The following is a 22,124-nucleotide window of genomic DNA, read 5'->3' on the forward strand; positions in this document are numbered from 1 at the left end:
GACGACTCTGGAGAATCTGATGTTATTGATGTCGGCGCTGATCAGCGGCCTGGGGCTGGGCAGTATGTATGGGCTCATGGCCCTGGGCTTTCACATCACCTATGCCGTGTCGGCCACGGTGAACTTTGCGCAGGGCAGCTCGATGATGCTGGGCGCCGTGCTCACCTTCACCTTTGTGCAAACCATGGGCTGGCCTTGGCTGGTGGGCCTGCCCTGTGCGTTGGCGTTGTGTGCGCTGTATGGCGTGCTGGTGGAATTTCTGGCCGTGCGGCCGTTTGTGAAACGTGGCTCCAACGCCTGGCTCATGGCCACGGTGGCGCTGGGCATTGTGCTCGACAACCTGGTGATGTTTGGTTTTGGCAAAGAGCCACGCAATCTCACCTCGCCCTTGGCCGTGACGCCGATTCAGTTGGGTGACATTGGCCTCGGTGTGTACCCGCTGCAGTTGTTGATTCCGCTGGTGGGGCTGGCGTTGGCCGCCACCCTGCATTTTGTGGCGCGGCATACGCGCTGGGGCGTGGCGCTGTTGGCCACGCAGCAAAACCGCGATGCGGCGCGGCTCATGGGCATTCCGGTGAAACGTGTGGTGCTGTGTGCGTTTGCGTTGTCCACCGTATTGGCCGGTGTGGCCGGGGCGCTGGTGGCGCCGCTGTTCAACGTGCATTCCGACATGGGCACCTTGTTTGGCCTCAAGGCTTTTGCCGTGGCGATTCTGGGCGGCATCACCAGCGCCTGGGGTGTGGTGCTGGCCGGGTTCTTGTTTGGCATTGGCGAGGCCTTGATCACGTCTACCTTGGGGTCCAGCTACACCCAGATCATCATGTTCTCGCTGGTGATTCTGGTGCTGGCACTGCGGCCGAATGGTTTGTTTGGCCGCATGGAGGTGAAGAAGGTATGAAGCGCGAGAGCATCGATATGCCGCAGGCCATCGTTTCCCCAAAGTTGACGCCACCAGTTCAGACGACGGTATCCGGCGCACCGTTTCTGTCGCTGGGCTCGCCCACGGCCATCGCCCTGGTAGCGGCCACGCTGCTGGCCGCGCTGGGCCTGGCCTGGTTGGTCAACGGCTACTTTGTCTACGTGTTGGCCAACGTGGCGCTGCTGGCGCTGGTAGGCATTGGGCTCAATGTCTTGCTCGGCCTGACCGGCCAGGTGTCGTTTGGCCACGCCGGCTTTTATGCATTGGGCGCTTATGTGGTGGCCGTGCTCAGCACCAGTTTTGGACTGAGCTTCTGGCTGGCCTGGCCCATAGGCGTGGCGCTGAGCGCCGTGCTGGGTTTCTTCCTGGCGCTGCCGGCCATGCGTGTGAAAGGGCCTTACCTGGCCATGGTCACCATCGCCTTCGGCTTCATCGTGGAGCACGGCATTGTGGAATGGCGCAGCCTGACCGGCGGGCAAAACGGCATCATGGGTGTGCCCTCGCCCAAGCTCATTGGCCTGGCCTTGGGCGAACGTGGTGTGGCCTCGCTGGCGTTGCTGGCGTGCGGGGTTGGCCTGGTGCTCTACACCTGGCTGTCGCGCAGCGCCTGGGGTGCGGCCATGCGTGCCGTCAAGGACAGCGAAACCGCCTGTGAATCGATTGGTGTGAATCCGGTGCGCATCAAGGCCGTGGCGTTTGCCATCTCGGCCGCATTTGCCGGACTCGCCGGGGGCTTGTTTGCGCCGCTCTCGGGCTTTGTCACACCGCAGGGTTTTGGCATGTTGCAGTCGATTCTGTTTGTGCTGGTGGTGATGATTGGCGGCGCGGGCAGCATTGTTGGGCCCTTGATTGGCGCGCTGGTGGTGGGGGTCTTGCCCGAGCTGCTGGCCAGCCTGGAAGAGTACCGCCTGCTGTTTTTCGGCTGCATGCTGCTGGTGGTGTTGTGGGCCGCTCCGCAAGGGGTGGCGGGTTTGGGGGCGGGTGTTATGCGTCGTTTGCGCCCCGCCGCAAAACCGTCTGCAACACCTGCCGATGTGCTGCCCGCTGCAGCCTCCACCACACCAGCCGCAGCACGCGGCGCCTTGTCGGTGCGTGGCCTGGGCCGGGTGTTCGGTGGCGTGCGTGCGGTGCACGACCTGAGCTTCGACACCCTGGCCGGTGGCGTCACCAGTTTGATCGGTCCCAACGGCGCCGGCAAAACCACGGTGCTCAACATGCTGAGCGGCTTTTACCAACCCACCACTGGCTCGTTTGCGCTGGAAGGCAAGCCCTTGGCGGGTGAGGTCAACGACAAAGCGTTGCGCCAGGCCGCCTGGCAGATTGCCCGCGCGGGCGTGGCACGCACCTACCAAACCTCGCAGCTGTTTGGCGCGCTGAGTGTGGAGGACAACGTCGCCCTGGCACTCGGCGGCGGCAAGCTTGGTGGCCTGCTGCAGGCGGCACACTTTCACGCCCCCGCGCTACGCCAGGCCGCCCGTGTGCTGCTGGCACGCTGCGGCTACAGCGGTGCGCCGGATGCGCTGGCCGCCGACCTGCCACACGTAGACCGCCGCCTGGTGGAGATCGCCCGCGCGCTTGCCACACAGCCGCAGGTGCTGCTGCTGGATGAGCCCGCCGCTGGCTTGTCCACGGAAGACAAGGAACGCCTGGGCGGCCTGCTGCGCAGCATCGCCGCGTCTGGCATTGGTGTGGTGGTGGTCGAGCACGACATGAGCCTGGTGATGGCCGTGTCCGATCGCATTGTGGTGATTGACGCCGGCCAATTGCTGGCCGTGGGCAGCCCCGCCGAAGTGCGCGCCAACCCGGTGGTGCGGCGCGCTTACCTGGGTGATTCCGGGGGTGAAGCCGAAGCGGCGGACCAGCCCGTCAACACCCGTGTGCGCAACCCGGCTGCGGCCGAATGGCTGGGCGTGGGCCAGTTGCAGACCGGCTATGGCGCCGCACCGGTGCTCAAGGGTGTGAGCATACAGGTGCGCCGTGGTGAGCTGGTGGCGCTGCTGGGCGCCAACGGTGCAGGCAAGTCCACCCTCATGCGCGCGCTGGCCGGGCTGCAGCGCCCGGTGCAGGGCGGCATTCACTTGCAAGGGCAGGAACTTGGCGGGCTGGAGGCCGAGCAAATCGTCGCGCGCGGCCTGGTGCTGGTGCCCGAGGGCCGGCAGGTATTCCCCGAGCTGAGTGTGCGCGACAACATCCTGCTCGGTGCGTTTTTGCACCCGGCTGAAGCCAAGGCCGGGCTGGAGCAGATGCTGCAACGTTTTCCGCGCCTGCGTGAACGCCTGCACCAACGCGCCGGGCTGCTGTCTGGCGGCGAACAACAAATGCTGGCCGTGGCGCGCGGCCTGATGAGCCGCCCGCAAGTGCTGCTGCTAGACGAACCTTCGCTGGGCCTGGCGCCCAAGATCATCGAGGAGCTGTTTGCCACGCTGGATGCCCTGCGCGCTGAATCCATGACCGTGCTGCTGGTCGACCAGATGGCCGCGCTGGCCTTGTCGCTGGCCGACCATGCCTATGTGCTGGAGGCCGGTGAAGTGGTGGCGCAGGGTTCGGCGCAGGCGCTGGCGGCGGATGGGGCCCTGGTAAAGGCTTATCTGGGCGCTGCCTGAGAGCCGGGCCGGGGCTTCAGTCGCCTTCCATGAAGGCCAGGATTTCGCGGCCCAGAGTGTCTTCTGCAGTGTCGAAGTGCGCCACCATGGACGTGTGGTTGTGCCCCTTGAGCTGCAGGAAACGCGGCGCCTTTTGGCGCAGGGCCGAGAGCTTGTGGAACAGCTCGCTGCAATGCACGTCCAGCAAGGGGTTTTCGAACTCGGCGATGGCGATCAGTGTTGGCACACAATGCGGCCCCACATGGTTGACGGCCGAACCCTGGTTCATCTTGTCCAGGTCTTTGCCGTAATAGGCTTCGACGCGGCTGGCGTTGGGGTTGGCAGCGCTGTTCTCGGACCGCACACGGCCCGAGACCACGACCAGACCCGCCAGGCCCGAGCCCTCGGGCGGGTGAAAGGCCTGGTCGTAGGCATAGTGCGCGGCGTGTGCTGCGCCGGCCGAATGGCCCATGAGAAAGATCCGCTCGGGGTCGCCGCCGAAAGCCTTGACCTGGGATCGCGCCCAAGCCACGGCGGCTGCCATGTCCTGGGTGCCACCGGGAAACATGCTCTCCGGGGCCAGGCGGAATTCCACGTTGATGCCGACGACGCCGTGGCGGGCGAAGTAACGGCAGACATTGGAGTAGACCTCGTCGGTGCGGTCTTTGTCGCCGTCGACGAAGGCGCCGCCATGCACAAACATCAGCACCGGGGCCGCGCTTTGCGAGGGCTCGGGGGTATAAACATCGAGCACTTGCCGCGCATGTTCGCCGTAGGCGATGTTGCGGCTGACGGCACAGGTGGGCCGCGAGGCACTGCGTAACACTGCGCTGAATTCCTGCGTCATCAGCTTCACGTGTGCCTGGACGGCGCTGCCCCAGATCGGGCCGACCTCGGCCATCAACTGGCGCAGGCTGGGCGGGATGGCGGGTGGGCTAGGCATTGGCTGGGCTTTCCGGTGTGCCGGCTTTGGCGGCCGGCGGGTAGTTGAACTCCACACCCACGTTGTCCGGGTCGCGGCAGAAGATTTGCGTGATGCCGGTGCGCACCAGTGTGCGTTTGCTGAATTCGATGCCGCGCTCGGTCAGCAGGGCCGCCATGTCGTCGGCGCTGCCGCTGGCGCGGAACGACAGGTGGTCTACCGCGCCGGTGGTGAAGGACGGGATCTCGCGCTCGAACACCACGTGCACGATGGGCGTTTCTTCGGCGTAGAGCCAGATGCCCGGAAAGCTCAAGTCGCTGGGGCGAAAGCCCACGCGCAGGCCGACGATGTCGGTATAGAAGCGGGTTGTACGCTCCGCGTCGGATGAAAGAATGGCGAAGTGGTCCAAGCCGGTGATTGCCATGGAGTGGTTCCTTGAAGTGAGGGATGAATCAGGTCGGGCGTGTGTGTTGCCCTAGGACATGCCGACGACGCAGCTGCGCTTGAGGATGGCCTGCAGCAGGCTCATGGGCGCCAGCATCGAGGTTTTGGGGTTGGCGGCCAGGGTCAGCGCCTGCACCGTGCTGTCCAGATGCCCAAAGGCGCCTTTGGCGCGCACGCGGTGTGTGTTGCCTTGTGCTGCAGGGTCGGCGCGCAGTTCGATATGTGTGCGCTCGAAGCCCACGCCGGCCAGCGCCAGCGCCGCCGCCACGTTGGCGTTCTGCGGAAAGCTCAGGGCCGCCTCGCGGGCGGTGCCGCGGAAAAACGTGGTGGCTTGTGTCAACGCGGCCAGATCAACCATGCTTTCCGCAGCCGTGCCACGCCAGGCGGCGGGGGCCTTGGTCGAGCTGCAGGTGACCTCGTCCAGGCCCGCCAGCGCTGCGGCGGCCAACGCGTCCAGCCCGCCCAGCGCGCCCGACGGAATCAATACCCGTGCGCCGCCGGCACTGGCTGCGCGGCGTAGTTCTGCTTCAATGGTTGGGTTGGCCAGCGCACCAACCGAGGCCACCAGCACATCGACACCGGACTGCAGGGCATGCGGGGCGTGTATCTGCAAAGCCGCATGGCCGGCGCATTCCACGACCATGCTGGTGTGTGGCGCGAGCACGGCAGGCAGCTCGGTCGCCACGCGAATGTCTGCCGCGCCCATGGCGCTTAATTCGGCCTGGGTGTCGTGTAGCGCCGAGGCGGGCACCACGACGGCCGCGACACGCGCAGCCGTGGGCCGCTCGCGCAGCGCGGCGTGCAGCCCGCGCGCCATGGCGCCGTAGCCGAGCAGGATGAGAGAGGCGGGTTGGGTGTTGTTCATGTTCAAGAGAGGGTTTGGGTGCCCGTGGTTGGTTTGCGGGGTGCTGCCTGTGTGTTATTTGGTGGCCGCGCCTCGGCTTGGCTCCGATGTCTTGGCGCCACGTCTGGCGGCCATGTGCTCGGCGCGCAGGCGCTTGTATTCGGCCTCGGACAGGGGCACGGCATGTGGGTTGCCGAGGTCCTTCATGGGGATGCGGTAGGTCTCGCGCGAGCCCCAGGCCGCCATCGCCACCAGGATGGTGATGGCAAAGGTGATGCCGCCCACGATCAGCGGGATATGGGCGGTGCCGGGTGGCGCCACGGCGACGAACAAGGCCGGCAGCATGGCGGTGATGGCCGTGCCGATGTTTTGCGAGATGGCCATGCCTGACACGCGGGTGCGGGTGGGGAACATCTCCGGGAAGAAGCTCGGAAACGAACCGTTGTAGCCCTGGAACGCCACGCCCCACATCAGCAGCGACATCACGATGGCCAGCGGCACGTTGTGGATGCTGATGGCATACAGGTAGCCGAACGACATCAGCCCGGCAGCGATAGCGCCGACCATGATGGGCGGGCGGCGGCCTATCTTGTCGGAGAGGTGGCCAACCATGGGGATCACACACACGGCGACAAAGTTGCCGAGCACCGGAATCCACAGATAGATGTCTTTGTTGAAGTTGATGCCGTAGCCCGGCTGCACGGCGTAGGCCGCGCCGAAGATGGTGGCGACCACCGGGATCACGTTCATCAGCGAGCAGACCATCACGCGCAGCATGTCGCGCCAGCTTTCCGCAATGGCTTGCAGCACCGGCGCCTTGGGAATGGCGCCATTGTTGTCGGCTTCGGTGAACGCCGGTGTTTCGTGGACTTCGCGGCGGATGATGTAGCCCACAATGATCACCAGAAAGCTCAGCAGAAACGGGATGCGCCAGCCCCAGCTGTTGAAGTCCTCTTCCGGCAGGAAATGCACCAGGGGCAGAAACACGCCAGCGGCCAGAATCTGCCCGGCCTGCACACCCTGGAGCGCGAAGCTGGCAAAGAAGCCACGGCGGCCAAAAGGTGCGTGTTCCAGGATCATGGAACTGGCGCCCGAAATCTCGCCGGCCACGGCAAAACCCTGGACCAGGCGCATGGCCACCAGCAGCGCCGGTGCCCACAGACCCACCTGTTCGTAGGTGGGCAGCAAGCCCACCGCCACGGTGGAAAAGCCCATGAGGAACATACACACCAGCAGCACGAACTTGCGGCCATGGGTGTCGCCCCAATGGCCGAGCACGATGGCGCCTATGGGCCGCGCCACATAACCGGCGCCATAGGTTGCCAGCGAGGCGATGATGGCGGTTTGCGGATCACCCTTGGGAAAGAAGATCTGCGGAAAGATCAAGGCTGCCGCGGTGGCGTAGATGAAGAAGTCGTAGTACTCCAGGACCGAGCCTATCCAGCCGCTGGCGGTGGCTTTTCTGGACTGGTCCTGGTCATGGGCGGGGGCAGAGGCGTGGGGCTTGGCGTTCATGGTGTGGTGTCCGGTGGGCGATCAGTACTGGTGGATGTGCATGCCGCCGTCGATCTGTACGGCCACGCCGGTCGAGAACGGCAGCTCGCCCGCGGCCAGGGCCGCGACGGCGCGCCCCACGTCCTGGGGTTGGCCCCAGCGGTTGATGGGCGTGAAGCCGTCCGCCAGCATCTGGTCGAACCGCGTCTGCGCCACGGCGGTCATGGGGGTTTCGATCAGGCCCGGGCGGACCTCGTACACGGCGATGCCGTGCGGCGCCAGGCGCAGCGCGAAAAGTTTGCTCATCATCGACACCGAGGCCTTGGACATGGAGTATTCGCCCCGGTCTATGGCCGCGATCACCGCGTTCGACGACGAGATGAAGACCACCGAACGCGCGCCTTCTGCGCTTTGTTTCTGCTCGGCCAACATGCGCCGCGTGACGGCCTGCGTCAGGAAAAACGCGGCGCGGGTGTTGACCGCAAAGTTCTGGTCGTAGCTGTCCATGGCGACATCCAGCAGGTCGCCGCGCGACTTGACCGAGACACCGGCGTTGTTCACCAGGCAGTCGATGCGGTCGAAGGCGCCGTGGATCTGCTCCACCAGCGGCGCAAAGTCGGTGAGCGCCGCCAGATCTGCGCTCACAAAGGCCAGCCTGGCCTGGGCTTGGCTGGCGAGTTGGCCAAGTGCATCGCGGGCGTCGGCATCAAATGCGCGGTCGCAGGCGACGATGTCGAAGCCCCGGCCAAACAGGTTGGCGGCGATGCCGCGGCCAATGCCACCTGCCGCACCGGTGATCGCCGCGACGCGGCGAGAAGTTGGAATGTTCAAGGCGAGGGCTCCTACAGATTCGCTTGCTGAAAAAAGGAAAGATGGAAAAAGGGCAGGGCGAATGTAGGAGTGCATCAGGGGTCTCCACAATGACAAACCGCTCTGATACGGGCGATGATCGCCCTCATTCGGGCGGTTGCCGCCCATATTTTGGGTAACTACCAATGCAGCAGACAGACCACACACCCGCCATAGACCGCATGCACCTGGTGGAGGGGCTGGGCAAGGGCTTGCGTGTCATAGAGGCGTTTTCCGATGAGTTCCCGCGCCTGACGGTGACCGTGGCCGCCGAGCGCACGGGTTTGACCCGTTACGCCGTGCGCCGCTACCTGTTGAGCCTGGTGCACTTTGGTTATGCCGCCACCGACGGCAAACACTACTGGCTGCTGCCCAAGGTACTGCGGCTGGGGCAGGCCTTTATGGAGGGCGCGCGTGTGCCGCGCCTGGTGCAGCCCTTCATCCAGCGCGCTTCCATCCAATGCGGCGAAACGCTGAATGTGTCGGCGCTGGACGGGCACGAGATCGTCTACCTCTCGCGCAGCAATGCCGCGCGTGGCGCCTCCATAGGCTTCCACCAGGGCGCGCGTGTGCCGGCCCATGTGGTGGCGCCGGGCCTGGCCATACTCTCGACGCTGGACGACGCGGCACTCGACGACTGGATCGCCGGCCACAGCTTTGCCAGCTTTACCGGCTTCACGCTAGTGGAGCCGCAGGCGTTCAGGGACAGTGTGGTGCTGGCGCGGCGCCTGGGTTACTGGCAGGCCGACCAATACATCAACTTCGGCCTATGCGGCCTGAGCGTGCCGCTGAAGGACAGGCGCGGGCGTTGTGAATACGGCGTAAGCGTGACCGTGCAGCGCCTGGCCTACCCTGATGACCAGATGGTCACGCGCTTGCTGCCGGTGCTGCAGGAAGTGGCCGAGACTTTGCGGCCCATTATTTGAGGGGCCGCGTCACGGGGCTATCTCATGGGTTTGTGGTCAAGGCTGCTTCACCTTGAACCCCTCCGGGATGGCGTTCAGTTCGGCAAACCTAGACAACTAGGATTGCGCTCGTTAGGATGGCCTTCCCTTTGACCGGACAAGGTTTTTGGGAGGGCTTGGTCTGACGAGAAGGCCGAGTGAGAACTGTGGCACTTTGTGGTGCTGCTAACGTGAAGAGATGACTCGCCCATCTCCCACGACTACATGGGCGATAGCTCCCTATCGGGGCCATGGTTTGTCCGACAGGCATTCTCCGTATTGCTTCCTGCGGCTCAAATCAATTCACAAGTCTCGACCTCGACTTATTCGCAAATTGAGCCTCCCCATTCGACGGCGGAGGTTGGTGTACCTGGTCCTTCTGACAGGTTTGCAGAGTGACTGTTTAACTGACAGCACGTTGCGGCCAGGTGCTTAGCGGCGTCACCACATTTAGCCAACGCGATCAAGCGACGGATGAAATCAAGACGATTGAGGCCCTCTTGGGCCCACTGAGGAGTGAAGTCACTGCGGTCGCCAGTTGCGACCTACGCTATCAGGACCAACGCCATGCTGAAACGAAATCAATCGAGAAGTTTGTTCATCTGTTTTCTGATGCTGGTTGCCTTGATGCTGGGATATGTCTCTCCAGCTGCCGCTCAAAAGAAGCCCCATATTCTTGTCATCTTTGGGGGCGATGTGGGCCAGTCCAACATCAGCGCCTATACGCGAGCGCGCTTCGGTGGGGCCGACGAGTGGGCATCAAGCCATGGTGACAGGCAACGTCTACCGTCCCATTGACGCCTAGCGGCGAGCGGCGAAGAAGATGAAGAAATCGAGTGCCACCATCGTCTTCAGCTGCATGATCCTATAGAACGCAGAACTCGATCACCCGCTTAAAGCACTCGCGTGGGGATCAAGCATCTATAGGACCGGTGAGCCTTGAAGACGAATTTCATGCGCAAAGAAAACAGGGCGTTTGCGTAGGTTCTGCATCCAGTTGGCAGACGAATGCAGCCAAGGACTAGAAGCATAGTTCACGACTTTTGGCCCGATGTTCCTGACGCGATATTGTTCTTGGCCTTTTGGCAACGGACTTCAACGATACCTCCGTTAGCGCCCCTGACTAGGAGAGCAACATGTCTGTACGCGGCCACGCGAGCTTTACGGATTCTTGGTCCTACGCTGTAGGCATACGCTGGATGCTCACCGCACTGGCGTTGACCGGCACGGGCGGAGTTGCCTTGGCACAACCCTGTCCGGCCGGTCCGGTGGCCATGACTTCCGGGGCATGCACCGTCCCCAGCGCAGCCACCGTCACATCCACCGCTGCCGCAACGCCTGCCTTATCGGCAACCGGGGTTGGTGCGGTGATCTCAGGCAACGACATCACGGTGCGGGCAAGCGGAGCCAATGCACCTGCAGCCGTTGCCAACGATGGCGGCACGATCTCCCTGACGAGTAGCCGCTTGAGCACCACCGGCGCAGGCAACAGCGATTTGAATGCACCCTCAGGATTGCGCGCGCGCAACGGTGGCACGGTCAGTTTGACCGGCGTTGGCAGCAGCATTAGCACCAGCAATACGCGCGGTTTCGGTGTGTCGGTAGAGGGTGCAGGTTCAACGGCCATAGTGTCGAACACCACCGTCACCACAACCGGTGCACGTGCCACGGCATTGCGTATCCTGGACGCGGCCGCCACCTTGACTGATGATGTGTTTTTGGCCACCGGCGCGGCCGCAGGGTCCGTCAGTGGACTGGGTGCATCCCTCGTGATGCTGAACACCAGCATCACTTCCACTGCGACCACTGGGGCAGGCCTCAGCGTTCTTGCTGGTGCCTCTGCCACACTCAGTGGCGGCTCGGTCAATACCGAAGGGCTCAATGGCATTGCGCTGAGTGCGAGCAACTCCACCGTGAGCTTGGCGGGCACCCACGTAACGACCATTGGCCAAGGACAAGCGATGGGCGTGGTGGCCGAAGCGGGCGGTCAGATCACGATGACAGGCGGCTCGGTTTCCACAACAGGTGATGCCGACGTGCCCAATGGCCGGCGCCCGATCGCGTTGACGGCACGCGAGCGCGGCGCCACTTTAAGCATCAACAATACATCGATCAACACCCAAGGCCTGCAAGCCTACGGCGTGGTGGCTGACGACGGGGGCAACGCCACACTGAACGGCGGCACCCTCACCACCCAAGGGGCCAGCGCCATTGGGCTCTATTCCATCGTGGAACAAGCAGGTGCTGACAGGGCCACCAGCATCACCACCAACGCTGTGTCGATCGAAACCCAAGGTACGGCAGCGCATGGGGGGCAGGCGGCGCGGACCTTCGGAGAGTCACAGTCGTCCATCACCACCAACGACACCTCGGTTATCACGCATGGGGCCAGTGCTGACGGTTTGCGGGCGATACGCGCCGGCGTGGTGGTGGCGAATCGCAGTAGCATTCAAACCAGCGGTGTGGCAGCCCGTGGCGTGGTGGCGTCCAACGCCTTGAGCACGTTGACATTGAATCAGAGCAATGTAGTCACCAACGGCGTGGCAGCACACGCGTCGTTTATCAATGACAACGGCGTGCTCACCAGCAACGGCTCAACCCTGACTGCCACCGGGGCAAGCGCTAGCGCGCTGTATGCGATTGGAGAAGGCGCGACCGTCGCGACCGCCAATATCACCGGAGGCAGCCTTGCCAACACCAGCGGTGCCACCATAGGTTTGGCTGGGACGGTCAACCTATCGTTGAGCAATGCCACTGTGGGAGGCAGTGGGCAGTGGCTATTGGTGGGCACAACGGACGATTTCCCGGCAGTAGGCGCCCCGGAACCGCCACCCACGGGGGTACCCGACGTGCCGGTTGAAAGTTTTGCATCCATCGCCCAACTGGCCCACGTGACGCTAGCACCTCAAGCCATAACGCTTGCGGCGGTCACGTCGGGCTTGGCCAACATCACGGTGTCCGGCGGGACGTTGAATGGCTCCGCTGTCACGCTGCCAGGCAGCGTGTCTAACCTGGCGTTGACCAACGCTGCCGCGTGGAACCTTAGCGGCAACTCCAACCTCAGCACGCTCAGCAACAGCGCCAGTGGCATATGGTTCACGCCGCCGTCCGCAGGTGTATTCAAGACACTCACGGTTGGCAACTATGTCGGACAGAACGGGGTCATAGGGCTGAACACCTATCTGGGCGCCGACGCTTCCCCGTCGGACCGTCTGGTGATTGATGGCGGCTCCGCGAGTGGCCTCACCGGCTTACGCATCACCAATTCTGGTGGCCCGGGTGCCGTTACCGTGGCGAACGGTATCCAGGTGGTGAGTACGGTCAATGGTGCCTCGACTACCGCGGCGGCGTTCGTGCTCAATACACGTGTGGTGCAAGGGCCTTATGAGTACCAACTTTTTCGGGGCACAGTGGATGCAAGCGACGCGCAGGGCTGGTACCTTCGCTCCGAAGTGCCAGGGCCGCCGCCCCCCGATCCACCTGTCCCCCCTAGCCCGCCAGGACCACCAACGCCAGACGTGAGGCCGCTGTTTAGGCCCGAAGTCAGCGCCTATCTGTCCACTCAGCGCCAAGCCGCGGGCATGTTCGTGCACAGCCTTCATGACCGGCTGGGCGAGCCGCAATACATCGAGAGCCAGACGTTTGAAAACCAAGACGATAAGCGGCGATCAGCCTGGTTGCGGGTAGTTGGCAAAAAAGGCGGTGCGACCAGCAAGGACGGCAATTTCGATGTCGACACCCGCAGTACCCTCATACAGGGTGGCGGCGACCTCGCACAATGGCGCACGGGCGACGAAAAAGGGCGCTACCACTTAGGCGGCATGATCGGTTATGGCAACAGCACCACCGACGCCAGAGCGGCTCTGAATCCAGCACATTCTCAAGGAGAGACGGACGGCTGGAGCGTGGGACTGTATGGCACCTGGTACCAAAACGACGAAGAGAAGCTTGGCTGGTACACCGATGTCTGGGGCCTCTATGGCTGGTACAAAAACAGCGTTCGGGGCGACACCTTGCCAGAAGTGAAATACAACGCCAATACGCTGAGCCTGTCCGGCGAAGCGGGTTACGCCGCCAAGCTGCGCAACGACTGGGTGGTAGAGCCCCAAGCGCAAATCATCTATGTCAAATACAACGAAGATGACGTGACTGAGCCCAACGGTACCCAGGTGAGTGGTAGCCGCGGCAGCGGTTGGATTTCCCGACTCGGGGTTCGCTTTCACCGCACCTGGCTCAATGAATCCGGGCGCAAAACTCAACCTTATCTCACACTGAACTGGTGGCATGACAGCATGGATAACCGGATGGCCTTTAACCGAATCGAGCTCGAAGACCTCTATCCGCAAGACCGGTACGAAGTCAAACTCGGCTTGAATGCAGACCTCAACAAGGGCTGGACTGCCTGGGGCAATGTGGGTTACCAGTGGGGCGATCAAAGTTTCCGGACCACGACTTTGCGTCTCGGGGCAAAGTACACCTGGTAGACGTGGCAACACCCCTGGTGAGCTCGGTCAAGTAGCACGGCCGACTTTCGCTACGAGGGCTTGGAGTTCGGTAGATGGGCGCGTCCGGAGCCCGTGCCGTGAACAGGGAATTGGTCGGGATAGGTTTGCCTTCGAACGGCTGCTTTCGTGCACAAACGAATCACTTATCGTTGCAGACCGACTGGCAGCTTTCGCCCTTTTTTGGGGGCCTTCGCATGCTGATCTTGACTAGGCACTATCGGCGGCACGCGGAGACACTCTCGGTCGTCCGTCAACGCCCTCAATAGTGGAAAAGTAACCGTGGACGGGTATTCGTGGAGTGGGGTGACGATGTCTCTAAACACTGGAAGTGTCGTTGACTTCCCCCTGTCTTGAAGAGTCAACGGTATCATCGTCGCCGGACATATCAGGTGCCCGAAACTCTGAGAGGACGACGCCATGAGAATGCTGAAACGTTTGCTGCTTCTCTTGATAGTGCCGATGGCCGCCGCCATCCAGCCAGTACTGGCAGCGCAAGCCACGCCCAACATCGTCACCATCATGATCGACGATATGCCACCGATGGATGTGTCGGCCTATCACCGTGGACTCGGCGCAGTCAACACGCCAAACATCGACAGCCTGGCGCGCGACGGCATGATCATCAGCGACTACTATGCACAGCCAAGTTGCACGGCTGGCCGCGCAGCCTTCATCACGGGCCAGTATCCAATACGCACGGGGCTGACCTCCGTCGGCCAACCAGGCGCCAAGGTCGGTCTACAGGACCGCGATGTGACCCTGGCCCAGTTGCTGAAGGTGCGCGGTTACGCTACCGGCCACTTCGGCAAACACCATCTGGGCGACCGAAACGAATATCTGCCAACAGTCCACGGCTTCGACGAGTTCTACGGTTTCCTCTATCACCTGAACATGATGGAGATGCCCGAGCAGCCGGGCTTCCCGAAAGACCCCAACTTCGTCGGCCGCCCGCGCAACGTGATCCACGCGCTCGCCTCGGACAGGGACGATGCCACGGTCGATCCGCGCTGGGGCCGCGTCGGAAAACAGGTCATCACCGACGACGGTCCGCTGGGCATCGAACGTATGAAGACCTTTGACGACCAGATCACCTCACGCTCCATCGACTGGATGAAGAAGCAAGTGGCCGGCAACAAGCCCTTCTTCCTGCTTTACACCCCAACGCGCATGCATCAGCAGATTCATGTGAGCAAAGAGTGGGAAGGCAAGAGCGGCCACACTGCGTATGCCGATGCGCTGTTGCAACTCGACAAACTGGTGGGTGACCTGCTCAAGTCCCTGGACGAGGCCGGTGTACGCGACAACACCATCGTGCTGTTCACCTCCGACAACGGCGTCAACCTGGCGCATTGGCCTATGGCCGGCACGGCTTCCTTTCGTGGCGAGAAGGGCTTGACCTGGGACGGTGGCTTTCGGGTACCCATGCTCGTGCGTTGGCCGGGCAAGATTGCCCCCGGTACCTGGACTGGCGAATTCATGACCAGCGAGGACTGGCTTCCCACCTTGATGGCCGCTGCAGGTGACACGACCGTCAAGGACGACCTACTCAAGGGCCGCAACGTCGGCGGCAAGACCTTCAAGAACCATCTGGATGGCTACAACCAGTTGGAGATGCTGACGGCACCAGGTGGCAAATCCAAACGCCGTGAGTTCTTCTACTTTGGTGAAACCAGCCTGAACGCCGTGCGGGTCGATGAATGGAAGATTCATCTCGCCGTCAAGAACACTTGGCTGGGCGCGACGGAAAAGATTCCCGGCGGGCTGATCATCGACATCAAACTCGACCCCTATGAACGCACACCCGAAACCGGCGGCCACCTGCTGTGGATGAAAGAGAAAACCTGGCTGCTGCCGTTATTGGCGCCTCCATTAAAGGCATTCGCGCAAAGCATGAAGGACTTCCCGCCGTCTCAAGAGGGTACGGGCATCGGCGCCGCGGCGCTGATGCACTCTCTGTCGGACAGCCCGAGCTCAGACTGACACGATACTTGCGACCCGGTTCTATGGCTCACTCGTCGCCATCAACAAACTGACCTTCAAGCTAGCAGGCTTTCAGGTCGTTGAAGCAAAGCCGTCGTGAAGAACCATTTTTAGGAGTGCGCAAAGACGGCTGTGTGCCAACAGTTGACTTCGGTTGGCGACGTACGAATCTCGGCACTTCAGTCCAAAGCAGACGCCGGATCAAATATCGCTGTTCACCATTTCTGCCTGGAGAACCGAGCCGATGTCTCCTTGAAGTTCCACGCACCATTCTTCAAGCATCAAATCGGCCGCCGAACACGTCGCACATGTGCCCAGAGGTCGCACAACTTTCATTTGTGTTTTCCAGACAACCTAAATACAGTTAGCCTGCCTCGGCGAGGACGTGGTTTCTGGCGTTAGCCCCCTGCTAGTGAAGTGCTCAGTGCGCACTGATGACAAGGTGAGGATTAATGAAAGTGTCCAACTCAATCTGGTCTGGCCCGCGTTTATGGAAGTGCACCCTGGCGCTGCTGATGGCCGTTGTCATGGGCATGCCGAATTTGAGCTTTGCTCAGCAGTGGCCCGACCGCAGCAGGATTCCTGTGCCGCTATCGCCATTTGAGGGCAAGGTGGGCAAGACCTACAAGGAATCGACCGAGCATTGGCAAGCACCGGTGGCTGCGCCTAAAGGCGCACCTAACGTCATCATTGTCCTGCTGGACGATGTCGGTTTCGGTCAAACCTCTACCTTTGGTGGCCTCATCCCCACGCCCAACTTGGACAAGCTTGCGTCGGAGGGCTTGAAGTACAACCGCTTCCACACCACTGCCATCTGCGGCCCCTCGCGCGCCGCGCTCCTGACCGGGCGCAACCATCACAGTGCCAACAGCGGCTTCCTGATGGAGTGGGCCACGGGCTTTGAGAGTTACTCGACGATGATTCCGCGCTCCACTGCCACCATCGGTGAAGTGCTGCGTGAAAACGGTTATACGTCCTGGTGGTTTGGCAAGAACCACAACACCCCGGATTGGGAGCAAACGGTGGCCGGGCCGTTCAGCCGCTGGCCCACCGGCATGGGCTTTGACTACTTCTACGGCTTCAACTCTGGCGAAACACACCAGTATTACCCGGTGCTGTTTGAGAACACCACACCTGTGGAGCCCGATAAAACACCCGAGCAGGGCTACCACTTCATGACCGACATGACCGACCGTGCCATCGCTCGCATGAAGTTTTCCAAGTCGGTCGCACCCGAGAAACCCTTCTTCATGTACTTCGCGCCAGGTGCCATGCACGCGCCACACCATGTCTCTGCGGAATGGCGTGACAAGTTCAAGGGCAAGTTCGACATGGGCTGGGACGCTTACCGTGAAACTGTCTATCAGCAGCAATTGGCGATGGGGGTCATTCCCCCTGGCACCAAGCTGACCCCTCGCCCCGAGTGGGTCAAGGCGTGGGACACGCTCAGCGCGGACCAAAAGAAGGTCTATACGGCGCTGATGGAAAACTACGCGGGCTTCTTCGCCTTTGCGGACCACGAAATCGGCCGCTTGCAAGCGGCGGTGAAAGAGTTGCCCGATGCCGACAACACCCTCATCATGTATATCGTGGGAGACAACGGTGCTTCTGGAGAAGGCGGGCCCGACGGCACCCTCAACGAAATCAAGGGGCTCAACGGCATCAACACGCCGCTAGAGGACACGCTGAAGAACCTGGGCAAGTTGGGCGGGCCGGAATCGGAACCCCACTACCCGGTCGGATGGGCCTGGGCTGGCAACACGCCGTTCCAGTGGGTCAAACAAGTGGCTTCGCATCTTGGAGGCTCTCGTAATCCGATGGTGGTGTCCTGGCCCGCCAAAATCAAGCATGACGACAAGGTGCGCGACACCTTCCTGCATCTGGTGGATGTGGTGCCGACCATTCTGGAGGCGGCGCATGTGCCCATGCCCAAAACCGTCAATGGCATCGCGCAGAAACCCCTGGCGGGCAAGTCCTTCCTGGCGAGTTTCAACGACCCCAAATTCAAGGGCCGAAGTGAGCAATACTTCGAGATATTCAGCAACCGTTCGATGTATGCCGACGGTTGGAAGGCGGATGCGCAACACACCTTGCCTTGGCGGCAAGATTTGGCCCCGGGCAATTGGGACAAAGACCGTTGGGAGCTTTACCACCTGGACGAAGACTTCTCGGAGTCCAACGACCTGGCCGCACAGAACCCTAAGAAGCTGGCGGAGCTGAAAGCGAAGTTCGACGCCGCTGCCAAGAAGTTCGCGCTCTATCCGCTCGATGACCGTGGCGCTGGGCGCTTGTCATCGCCCAAACCTTCCGTGCCCGGCGCAGAGCCGGGTGGCAAGCGATTTGTCTATGCAGCCGGTGCGACCCGTATCCCCGAGCCTGCTGCGCCGCCCATGAAAAACAGGACCTGGACGCTGAACGCCAAGGTCAAAGGAGATGGGGCAAAGACACAAGGGGTCATCATGGCCTTTGGTGGGGTGGCGGCGGGCATCACACTCTACGTCAAGGATGGCGTGCCTATCTTTGACTACAACCTCTTTGATGAGCACACCGTTGTGAAAGCGAGCAAGGCACTGCCAGAGGGCGAATCCACGGTGCAGCTTGACTTTGATTACGCCGGTGGCGGCGTGGGCAAGGGGGCCAAAATCGCGCTCAAGCTTAATGGCGAGACCGTGGGCACTGGCTCGATGGAGGCCTCGGTCGGCGGTCGTTTTGGTATCGACACCTTCGGCATCGGTGAAGATACCGGCCAGCCGGTGACACCTGCGTACAAGGCCCCATTCAAATTCAACGGCGACATCAAACAGGTCGTTGTCGAGGTCAAGTAGCTAAGCCAACGCTGCACGCCGGCCATGAAATCCTGGCCGGGGGTCTCCATCATGGTCACGCACGAGTTGAGGGCCTAGAAAGATGCCCCGTTTGCTCGACCCACGTTATTCCCATCAATGCTCGAACAGTTGAGTCGGCGCAACGGACCGCTTGCGGGCTCATACCGTGAAGTCACAACACTCAAACCGATGACGGCAATCGCTGCAAAGCCGCCCTACGATTCAGCACTGAGTAGCGTATCGAATCGCTTGTTTTGCAGCAGCGCTTTGACGAGATCATCCGTGTTCAGCAAATGGCTCGCCATTGGGGGGCGTATGCTTTGCTCAGCAAAGCCATGTGTTAGCAGTTTTTATGAACAACCAGTCAGCTCCTACGTCACAAGACCAATTTATCTACGACGTTCATCAGAACCCGCACAACGCCCAGATCCTCGCGCGCTGGGACGCCCTGTATTTGCCCGATGGCTGGCTGGTGGCCGGTTGCCTGTTCCAGACGGTGTGGAACCGACTGTCTAAGCGTGCACCCGATACCGGCATCAAGGATTACGACCTGTTTTACTTTGATGCAGACGATTTGTCGGCCGAGGCCGAACAGGCCGTGCAGCGGCGCGTGCAAGAGGTCTTTGCCGATCTGCGCGTCACGCTGGAGGTGTGCAACCAGGCGCGTGTGCATCTTTGGTATGAAAGCCATTTTGGCCACCCCTATCCGCAAGCGCTGACATGCGCCAAGGACGGCATAGACCGCTTTCTGATCCCCTCGACCTGCGTGGGCATGAACCCACGCGAGGTTTATGCACCCAACGGTTTTGCCGACTTGTACGGTGGTTTGCTGGCGATGAATCCGCTGGTACCGCACCGCGAACTGTATGAACGCAAGGCGGCGTCATACCAGCAGCGCTGGCCGTGGTTGCGGTGTGTGGGCGCAGCCTGAGGCTGCGCGCTTTGTTCGTTGAATAAAAACCCTCGCCATGGCAAGCGCCGTGGCGAGGGTTTTCTCATGCTGTGCAGGCGTCAGCCAATGCGCAGTTGCTCGCCTATGGCGGGGCCGAACATGGCCGGGTCGGTGAACGAGGCCAGGCCGGTTTCAATGCGGCCGGCGAAGCGGCGGCTGAAGTCTGGCTGGCCGTTAACCTTGGCGCTGAAGTCGTACCAGTAGCCGCTGCTCTTCATCTGCAGGCGAATGGTCTGCTCGCTGCGCGCCGGCAGCACGTAGCTGCCCGACTGCGTGCTGTAGGCATTGGCCGTCAGCGTGAGGGTGCAGGGGGCGGTGCCGCTGTTCATCAGGCGCATCACCAGCTCGCCGGTGGCGCCGTCGCAGCGCACCTGCACATCGGGCCGGGGCTGGCCGGCGGCCACGGCGCGCATGGCGTTGCCGGTGAAATGGCGGTGGTAGCCGTTGGGGCCGAGCACCCACAGGTCGTAGGCGCCACCGGTCACCGGCGCCCAATTGCCGGTGAGCGTCTTGCCGGGCTCCACGGTGTAGCGGCGTGGAATGGCCGTGAGGTTGCGCCGGTCGTAGACGTGGAACACGGCGGTCTGGCGGCCAGTGTTGCCGAACGTGAGTGTGACCTGCGTGGCGGCCAACGTGGCACCGGCCGCGATGTCGCAGTTGGTGTGCAACTCGTAGGGCAGGGCGCGCGAGGGGCGCACACCATCGGCCTGCACCGGCAGCGCGGTGGTCTGCGGCATGGCCGGTGTGGTGCGGCCGGGCAGTGCGCGTGAGCGGTTGGCCAGGGTTAGCGTGGCGGGCAGGCTGGCGAAGAAGGCCGTGTCATTGGGGTCGGCGAAGTTGAAGGCCGAGGTCAGGTCGCCGGCCACGGCGCGGCGCCAGGCGGAGATATTGGGCTCCATCACACCAAAACGCGCTTCCATGAAACGGATCACCGAGGTGTGGTCGAACACCTGCGAATTCACCCAGCCGCCGCGGCTCCAGGGCGACAACACGTACATGGGCACACGTGGGCCCATGCCATAGGGGCGCTGCATCAGCGCGACTTCGTTCGGGTCGTTGTAATAGCCGTCGTACGGCAACATTACGGTGTGGTATTCGCCGGTGGTGTCGACGGTGGAGGCACCGGCGTAGCTGCCTTGGCCCAGGAAGGAAGGCGCGGCCGGTGGTGGCACGTGGTCGAAGAAACCATCGTTTTCATCGAAGTTGATGAACAGCACGGTCTTGGCCCAGACGTCGGGGTTGGCCGTCAAAGCGTCCAGCAGGCGGGCGGTGTAGTCCGCACCTTGTGCCGGGCTCGAAGGGCTTGGGTGCTCGGAATCCTTGGAGGGGGCCACGACCCATGAAACCTGGGGCAGTTTGTCGGCCAGCACGTCGGCCTTCAGCAAGTCCAGATGGCGCGTGCTGATGCCGCGTTGGCGCAGTGCCTCCGAGTAGCCCGGCTTCTGGTACCAGGCGGCGCGGAAGGTCTGGAAACCGGCCAACGGGTTGTCGGTGTAGTTGTCGGCCATGTCTTCGTAGACCTGCCAGCTGATGCCCGCGGCCTGTAGCCGTTCGGGATAAGTGGTCCAGGTGTAGCCGCCGTCGCCGTGGTTGCCGTCAAACCAGTCGTAGTCGTTGTAGGTGGCCGGGCCGTTGCCGCGCGCCAGCGGATCGTTGGTGCCGGTGAACAAAAACAGTCGGTTCGGGTTGGTGCCGGTCTGCGAGGAGCAGTGGTAGTCGTCACACAGCGTGAAGGCGTTGGCCATGGCCCACTGGAATGGCAAGTCGGCCTGCGCATAGTGGCCCATGGAGTGGTTGCGCTTGGCTAACGGCCAGTTGTTCATGCGGCCGTGATCCCAGGCGTTCTGCGCGTCGATCCAGCCGTGCGGCGTGCCGTTCACGCGCATCAAGGGGAAGTTGTTGACGGTGTCCAGGCGGAACGGGGCCAGCACTGGCGGCGTGGCGCCAGCCGTGGCGTTGGGCTGGTACCAGACGTTTTTGCCGGTGATGCCGGCCGAGTTGGCCACGGGAATAGGAAAGCGGTCGGCAAAACCGCGCACGCCGTTGAGTGTGCCGAAATAGTGGTCGAAGGAGCGGTTCTCTTGCGTGAGCACCACGATGTGTTGAACGTCTTCCAGCGTACCGGCGCGACGTGCGGCATTGATGGACAGCGCACGCGCGATGGCGGGCGGGAACGTTGTCATGGCGGCGGTGGCGCCTGCGGCGCTGCCGACGGCGCGCAAGAAACTGCGGCGATTGGTGTCAGTCATGGGGTGGCCTGCGAATGTGGGTTTGTGGGATGGGTCAGCTGTTGCGGCGGCGTGCGGCGTGGGCCACAAAGGCCAGGCCGAGCAAGCTCAGCGCCAGCGTGCCGGGTTCCGGTATTTGGTTCAGCGCATGGAAGGTGAAGTCGTCCATGACGTAGTTGGCCTGGTAGGCGCTGGACACCAGCACCGAGTCGATGGCGCCGCTCCAGCCGCTCGAAAGGAAGCTGGACACATCCGACAGACCCAGCGTGGACGAGGTGGCGACCAGATTGCCGTTGAGGAACATCTGGAACGTCACCGTCACATCTTCATAACCAGCGAACCAGGCGCCGTCGAATACCGTGGGTGTCAGAAAACGGATGAGGCTGGCGCTGTCGTCGCTGCCCCAGCCGGTAGTGACGCGGCCATCACCGGAGTGCGCCGTGAACGGGTACTGGGCGCCGGTGAACACCGACCAGCCCTCGGCCGACCAGTCCAGGCCACCGTAGTTGGCAGGGACGCTTGCGTAACCGTCGGCACCAACGAGGTTGTCGAACGTGAGTACGGTTGCAGAGGCAAAAGGTGCACAAACGGCCAAGGCCGCACTGGCGATCAAGCCGCGAATGGCGTGTCTCATCG

General features: G+C 62.3%; 15 protein-coding genes. 8 read left to right on the forward strand and 7 right to left on the reverse strand.

Going from position 1 to position 22,124, the window contains the following annotated elements; translation table 11 throughout:
• Positions 1-19 precede the first annotated feature (19 nt).
• Both ACFQ95_RS07365 and ACFQ95_RS07370 read left to right on the forward strand, forming a co-directional pair.
• On the forward strand, positions 20-898 hold the full coding sequence (locus ACFQ95_RS07365; protein ID WP_422830195.1) for a branched-chain amino acid ABC transporter permease: 879 nt from the start codon (positions 20-22) through the stop codon (positions 896-898).
• Complete coding sequence (locus tag ACFQ95_RS07370; RefSeq protein WP_422830196.1) at positions 895-3,522, forward strand: ATP-binding cassette domain-containing protein; 2,628 nt, start codon at positions 895-897, stop codon at positions 3,520-3,522. Before ACFQ95_RS07365 ends, ACFQ95_RS07370 begins: the two co-directional genes overlap by 4 nt.
• Before the next feature lie 16 nt (positions 3,523-3,538).
• Here the strand turns inward: ACFQ95_RS07370 and ACFQ95_RS07375 are convergent, their stop codons facing one another.
• From ACFQ95_RS07375 to ACFQ95_RS07395, 5 genes are read right to left on the reverse strand one after another with little or no spacing between them, the layout of a single operon-like run.
• Entirely contained in the window at positions 3,539-4,444 is a 906-nt protein-coding gene (locus ACFQ95_RS07375; protein WP_422830197.1) for an alpha/beta hydrolase, read from the reverse strand.
• A complete protein-coding gene (locus tag ACFQ95_RS07380) occupies positions 4,437-4,847 on the reverse strand; it encodes a VOC family protein (protein ID WP_422830198.1) in 411 nt (136 codons plus the stop codon). Before ACFQ95_RS07380 ends, ACFQ95_RS07375 begins: the two co-directional genes overlap by 8 nt.
• A 51-nt stretch (positions 4,848-4,898) precedes the next feature.
• Positions 4,899-5,732: an aspartate dehydrogenase gene (locus ACFQ95_RS07385; protein WP_422830199.1), complete on the reverse strand. Its 834-nt coding sequence runs from the start codon at positions 5,730-5,732 to the stop codon at positions 4,899-4,901.
• Between the two features lie 54 nt (positions 5,733-5,786).
• Positions 5,787-7,226, reverse strand: a complete 1,440-nt coding sequence (locus tag ACFQ95_RS07390; RefSeq protein WP_422830200.1) for an MFS transporter — start codon at positions 7,224-7,226, stop codon at positions 5,787-5,789.
• A 21-nt stretch (positions 7,227-7,247) separates the two neighbouring features.
• On the reverse strand, positions 7,248-8,036 hold the full coding sequence (locus tag ACFQ95_RS07395; protein WP_422830201.1) for a 3-ketoacyl-ACP reductase: 789 nt from the start codon (positions 8,034-8,036) through the stop codon (positions 7,248-7,250).
• Positions 8,037-8,200: 164 nt separating this feature from the next.
• On the opposite strand from ACFQ95_RS07395, the gene ACFQ95_RS07400 reads away from it, so the two are divergent.
• The 6 genes from ACFQ95_RS07400 (at position 8,201) to ACFQ95_RS07425 (ending at position 19,239) form a co-directional block, all read left to right on the forward strand.
• The gene (locus ACFQ95_RS07400) at positions 8,201-8,980 is read left to right on the forward strand and encodes an IclR family transcriptional regulator domain-containing protein (RefSeq protein ID WP_422830202.1); all 780 of its coding nucleotides are present in this window, start codon (positions 8,201-8,203) and stop codon (positions 8,978-8,980) included.
• A 585-nt stretch (positions 8,981-9,565) separates the two neighbouring features.
• A complete protein-coding gene (locus ACFQ95_RS07405; protein WP_422830350.1) occupies positions 9,566-9,796 on the forward strand; it encodes a hypothetical protein in 231 nt (76 codons plus the stop codon).
• Positions 9,797-10,134: 338 nt separating this feature from the next.
• Positions 10,135-13,482 (forward strand): autotransporter outer membrane beta-barrel domain-containing protein, encoded by a 3,348-nt coding sequence (locus tag ACFQ95_RS07410; protein WP_422830203.1) that lies wholly within the window; start codon positions 10,135-10,137, stop codon positions 13,480-13,482.
• A gap of 438 nt (positions 13,483-13,920) precedes the next feature.
• Positions 13,921-15,483, forward strand: coding sequence for an arylsulfatase (locus ACFQ95_RS07415; RefSeq protein ID WP_422830204.1), 1,563 nt, complete (start codon positions 13,921-13,923; stop codon positions 15,481-15,483).
• Between the two features lie 458 nt (positions 15,484-15,941).
• Positions 15,942-18,308, forward strand: coding sequence for an arylsulfatase (locus tag ACFQ95_RS07420; RefSeq protein ID WP_422830205.1), 2,367 nt, complete (start codon positions 15,942-15,944; stop codon positions 18,306-18,308).
• Between the two features lie 352 nt (positions 18,309-18,660).
• Positions 18,661-19,239 carry a nucleotidyltransferase family protein gene (locus ACFQ95_RS07425; protein WP_422830206.1) on the forward strand — a complete coding sequence of 193 codons (579 nt, stop codon included), beginning with the start codon at positions 18,661-18,663 and terminating at the stop codon, positions 19,237-19,239.
• 80 nt (positions 19,240-19,319) lie between these two features.
• Here ACFQ95_RS07425 and ACFQ95_RS07430 read toward each other — a convergent pair whose 3' ends face one another.
• Together ACFQ95_RS07430 and ACFQ95_RS07435 are read right to left on the reverse strand one after the other, a co-directional pair.
• A complete protein-coding gene (locus ACFQ95_RS07430; protein ID WP_422830207.1) occupies positions 19,320-21,509 on the reverse strand; it encodes a phosphocholine-specific phospholipase C in 2,190 nt (729 codons plus the stop codon).
• Positions 21,510-21,543: 34 nt separating this feature from the next.
• Complete coding sequence (locus tag ACFQ95_RS07435; protein ID WP_422830208.1) at positions 21,544-22,122, reverse strand: PEP-CTERM sorting domain-containing protein; 579 nt, start codon at positions 22,120-22,122, stop codon at positions 21,544-21,546.
• Positions 22,123-22,124: the final 2 nt, after the last annotated feature.

Origin of the sequence: Variovorax sp. HJSM1_2, assembly GCF_049316285.1 — a bacterium.
In the GTDB taxonomy this organism is placed as follows: Bacteria; Pseudomonadota; Gammaproteobacteria; order Burkholderiales; family Burkholderiaceae_C; genus Rhodoferax_B.

Excerpts from the sequence above, each read along its gene's own strand:
- ACFQ95_RS07365 (WP_422830195.1), top strand. The coding sequence starts at position 20 with ATGTTATTGATGTCGGCGCTGATCAGCGGCCTGGGGCTGGGCAGTATG.
- ACFQ95_RS07370 (WP_422830196.1), top strand. The coding sequence starts at position 895 with ATGAAGCGCGAGAGCATCGATATGCCGCAGGCCATCGTTTCCCCAAAG.
- ACFQ95_RS07375 (WP_422830197.1), bottom strand. The coding sequence starts at position 4,444 with ATGCCTAGCCCACCCGCCATCCCGCCCAGCCTGCGCCAGTTGATGGCC.
- ACFQ95_RS07380 (WP_422830198.1), bottom strand. The coding sequence starts at position 4,847 with ATGGCAATCACCGGCTTGGACCACTTCGCCATTCTTTCATCCGACGCG.
- ACFQ95_RS07385 (WP_422830199.1), bottom strand. The coding sequence starts at position 5,732 with ATGAACAACACCCAACCCGCCTCTCTCATCCTGCTCGGCTACGGCGCC.
- ACFQ95_RS07390 (WP_422830200.1), bottom strand. The coding sequence starts at position 7,226 with ATGAACGCCAAGCCCCACGCCTCTGCCCCCGCCCATGACCAGGACCAG.
- ACFQ95_RS07400 (WP_422830202.1), top strand. The coding sequence starts at position 8,201 with ATGCAGCAGACAGACCACACACCCGCCATAGACCGCATGCACCTGGTG.
- ACFQ95_RS07405 (WP_422830350.1), top strand. The coding sequence starts at position 9,566 with ATGCTGAAACGAAATCAATCGAGAAGTTTGTTCATCTGTTTTCTGATG.
- ACFQ95_RS07410 (WP_422830203.1), top strand. The coding sequence starts at position 10,135 with ATGTCTGTACGCGGCCACGCGAGCTTTACGGATTCTTGGTCCTACGCT.
- ACFQ95_RS07415 (WP_422830204.1), top strand. The coding sequence starts at position 13,921 with ATGAGAATGCTGAAACGTTTGCTGCTTCTCTTGATAGTGCCGATGGCC.
- ACFQ95_RS07425 (WP_422830206.1), top strand. The coding sequence starts at position 18,661 with ATGAACAACCAGTCAGCTCCTACGTCACAAGACCAATTTATCTACGAC.
- ACFQ95_RS07430 (WP_422830207.1), bottom strand. The coding sequence starts at position 21,509 with ATGACTGACACCAATCGCCGCAGTTTCTTGCGCGCCGTCGGCAGCGCC.
- ACFQ95_RS07435 (WP_422830208.1), bottom strand. The coding sequence starts at position 22,122 with ATGAGACACGCCATTCGCGGCTTGATCGCCAGTGCGGCCTTGGCCGTT.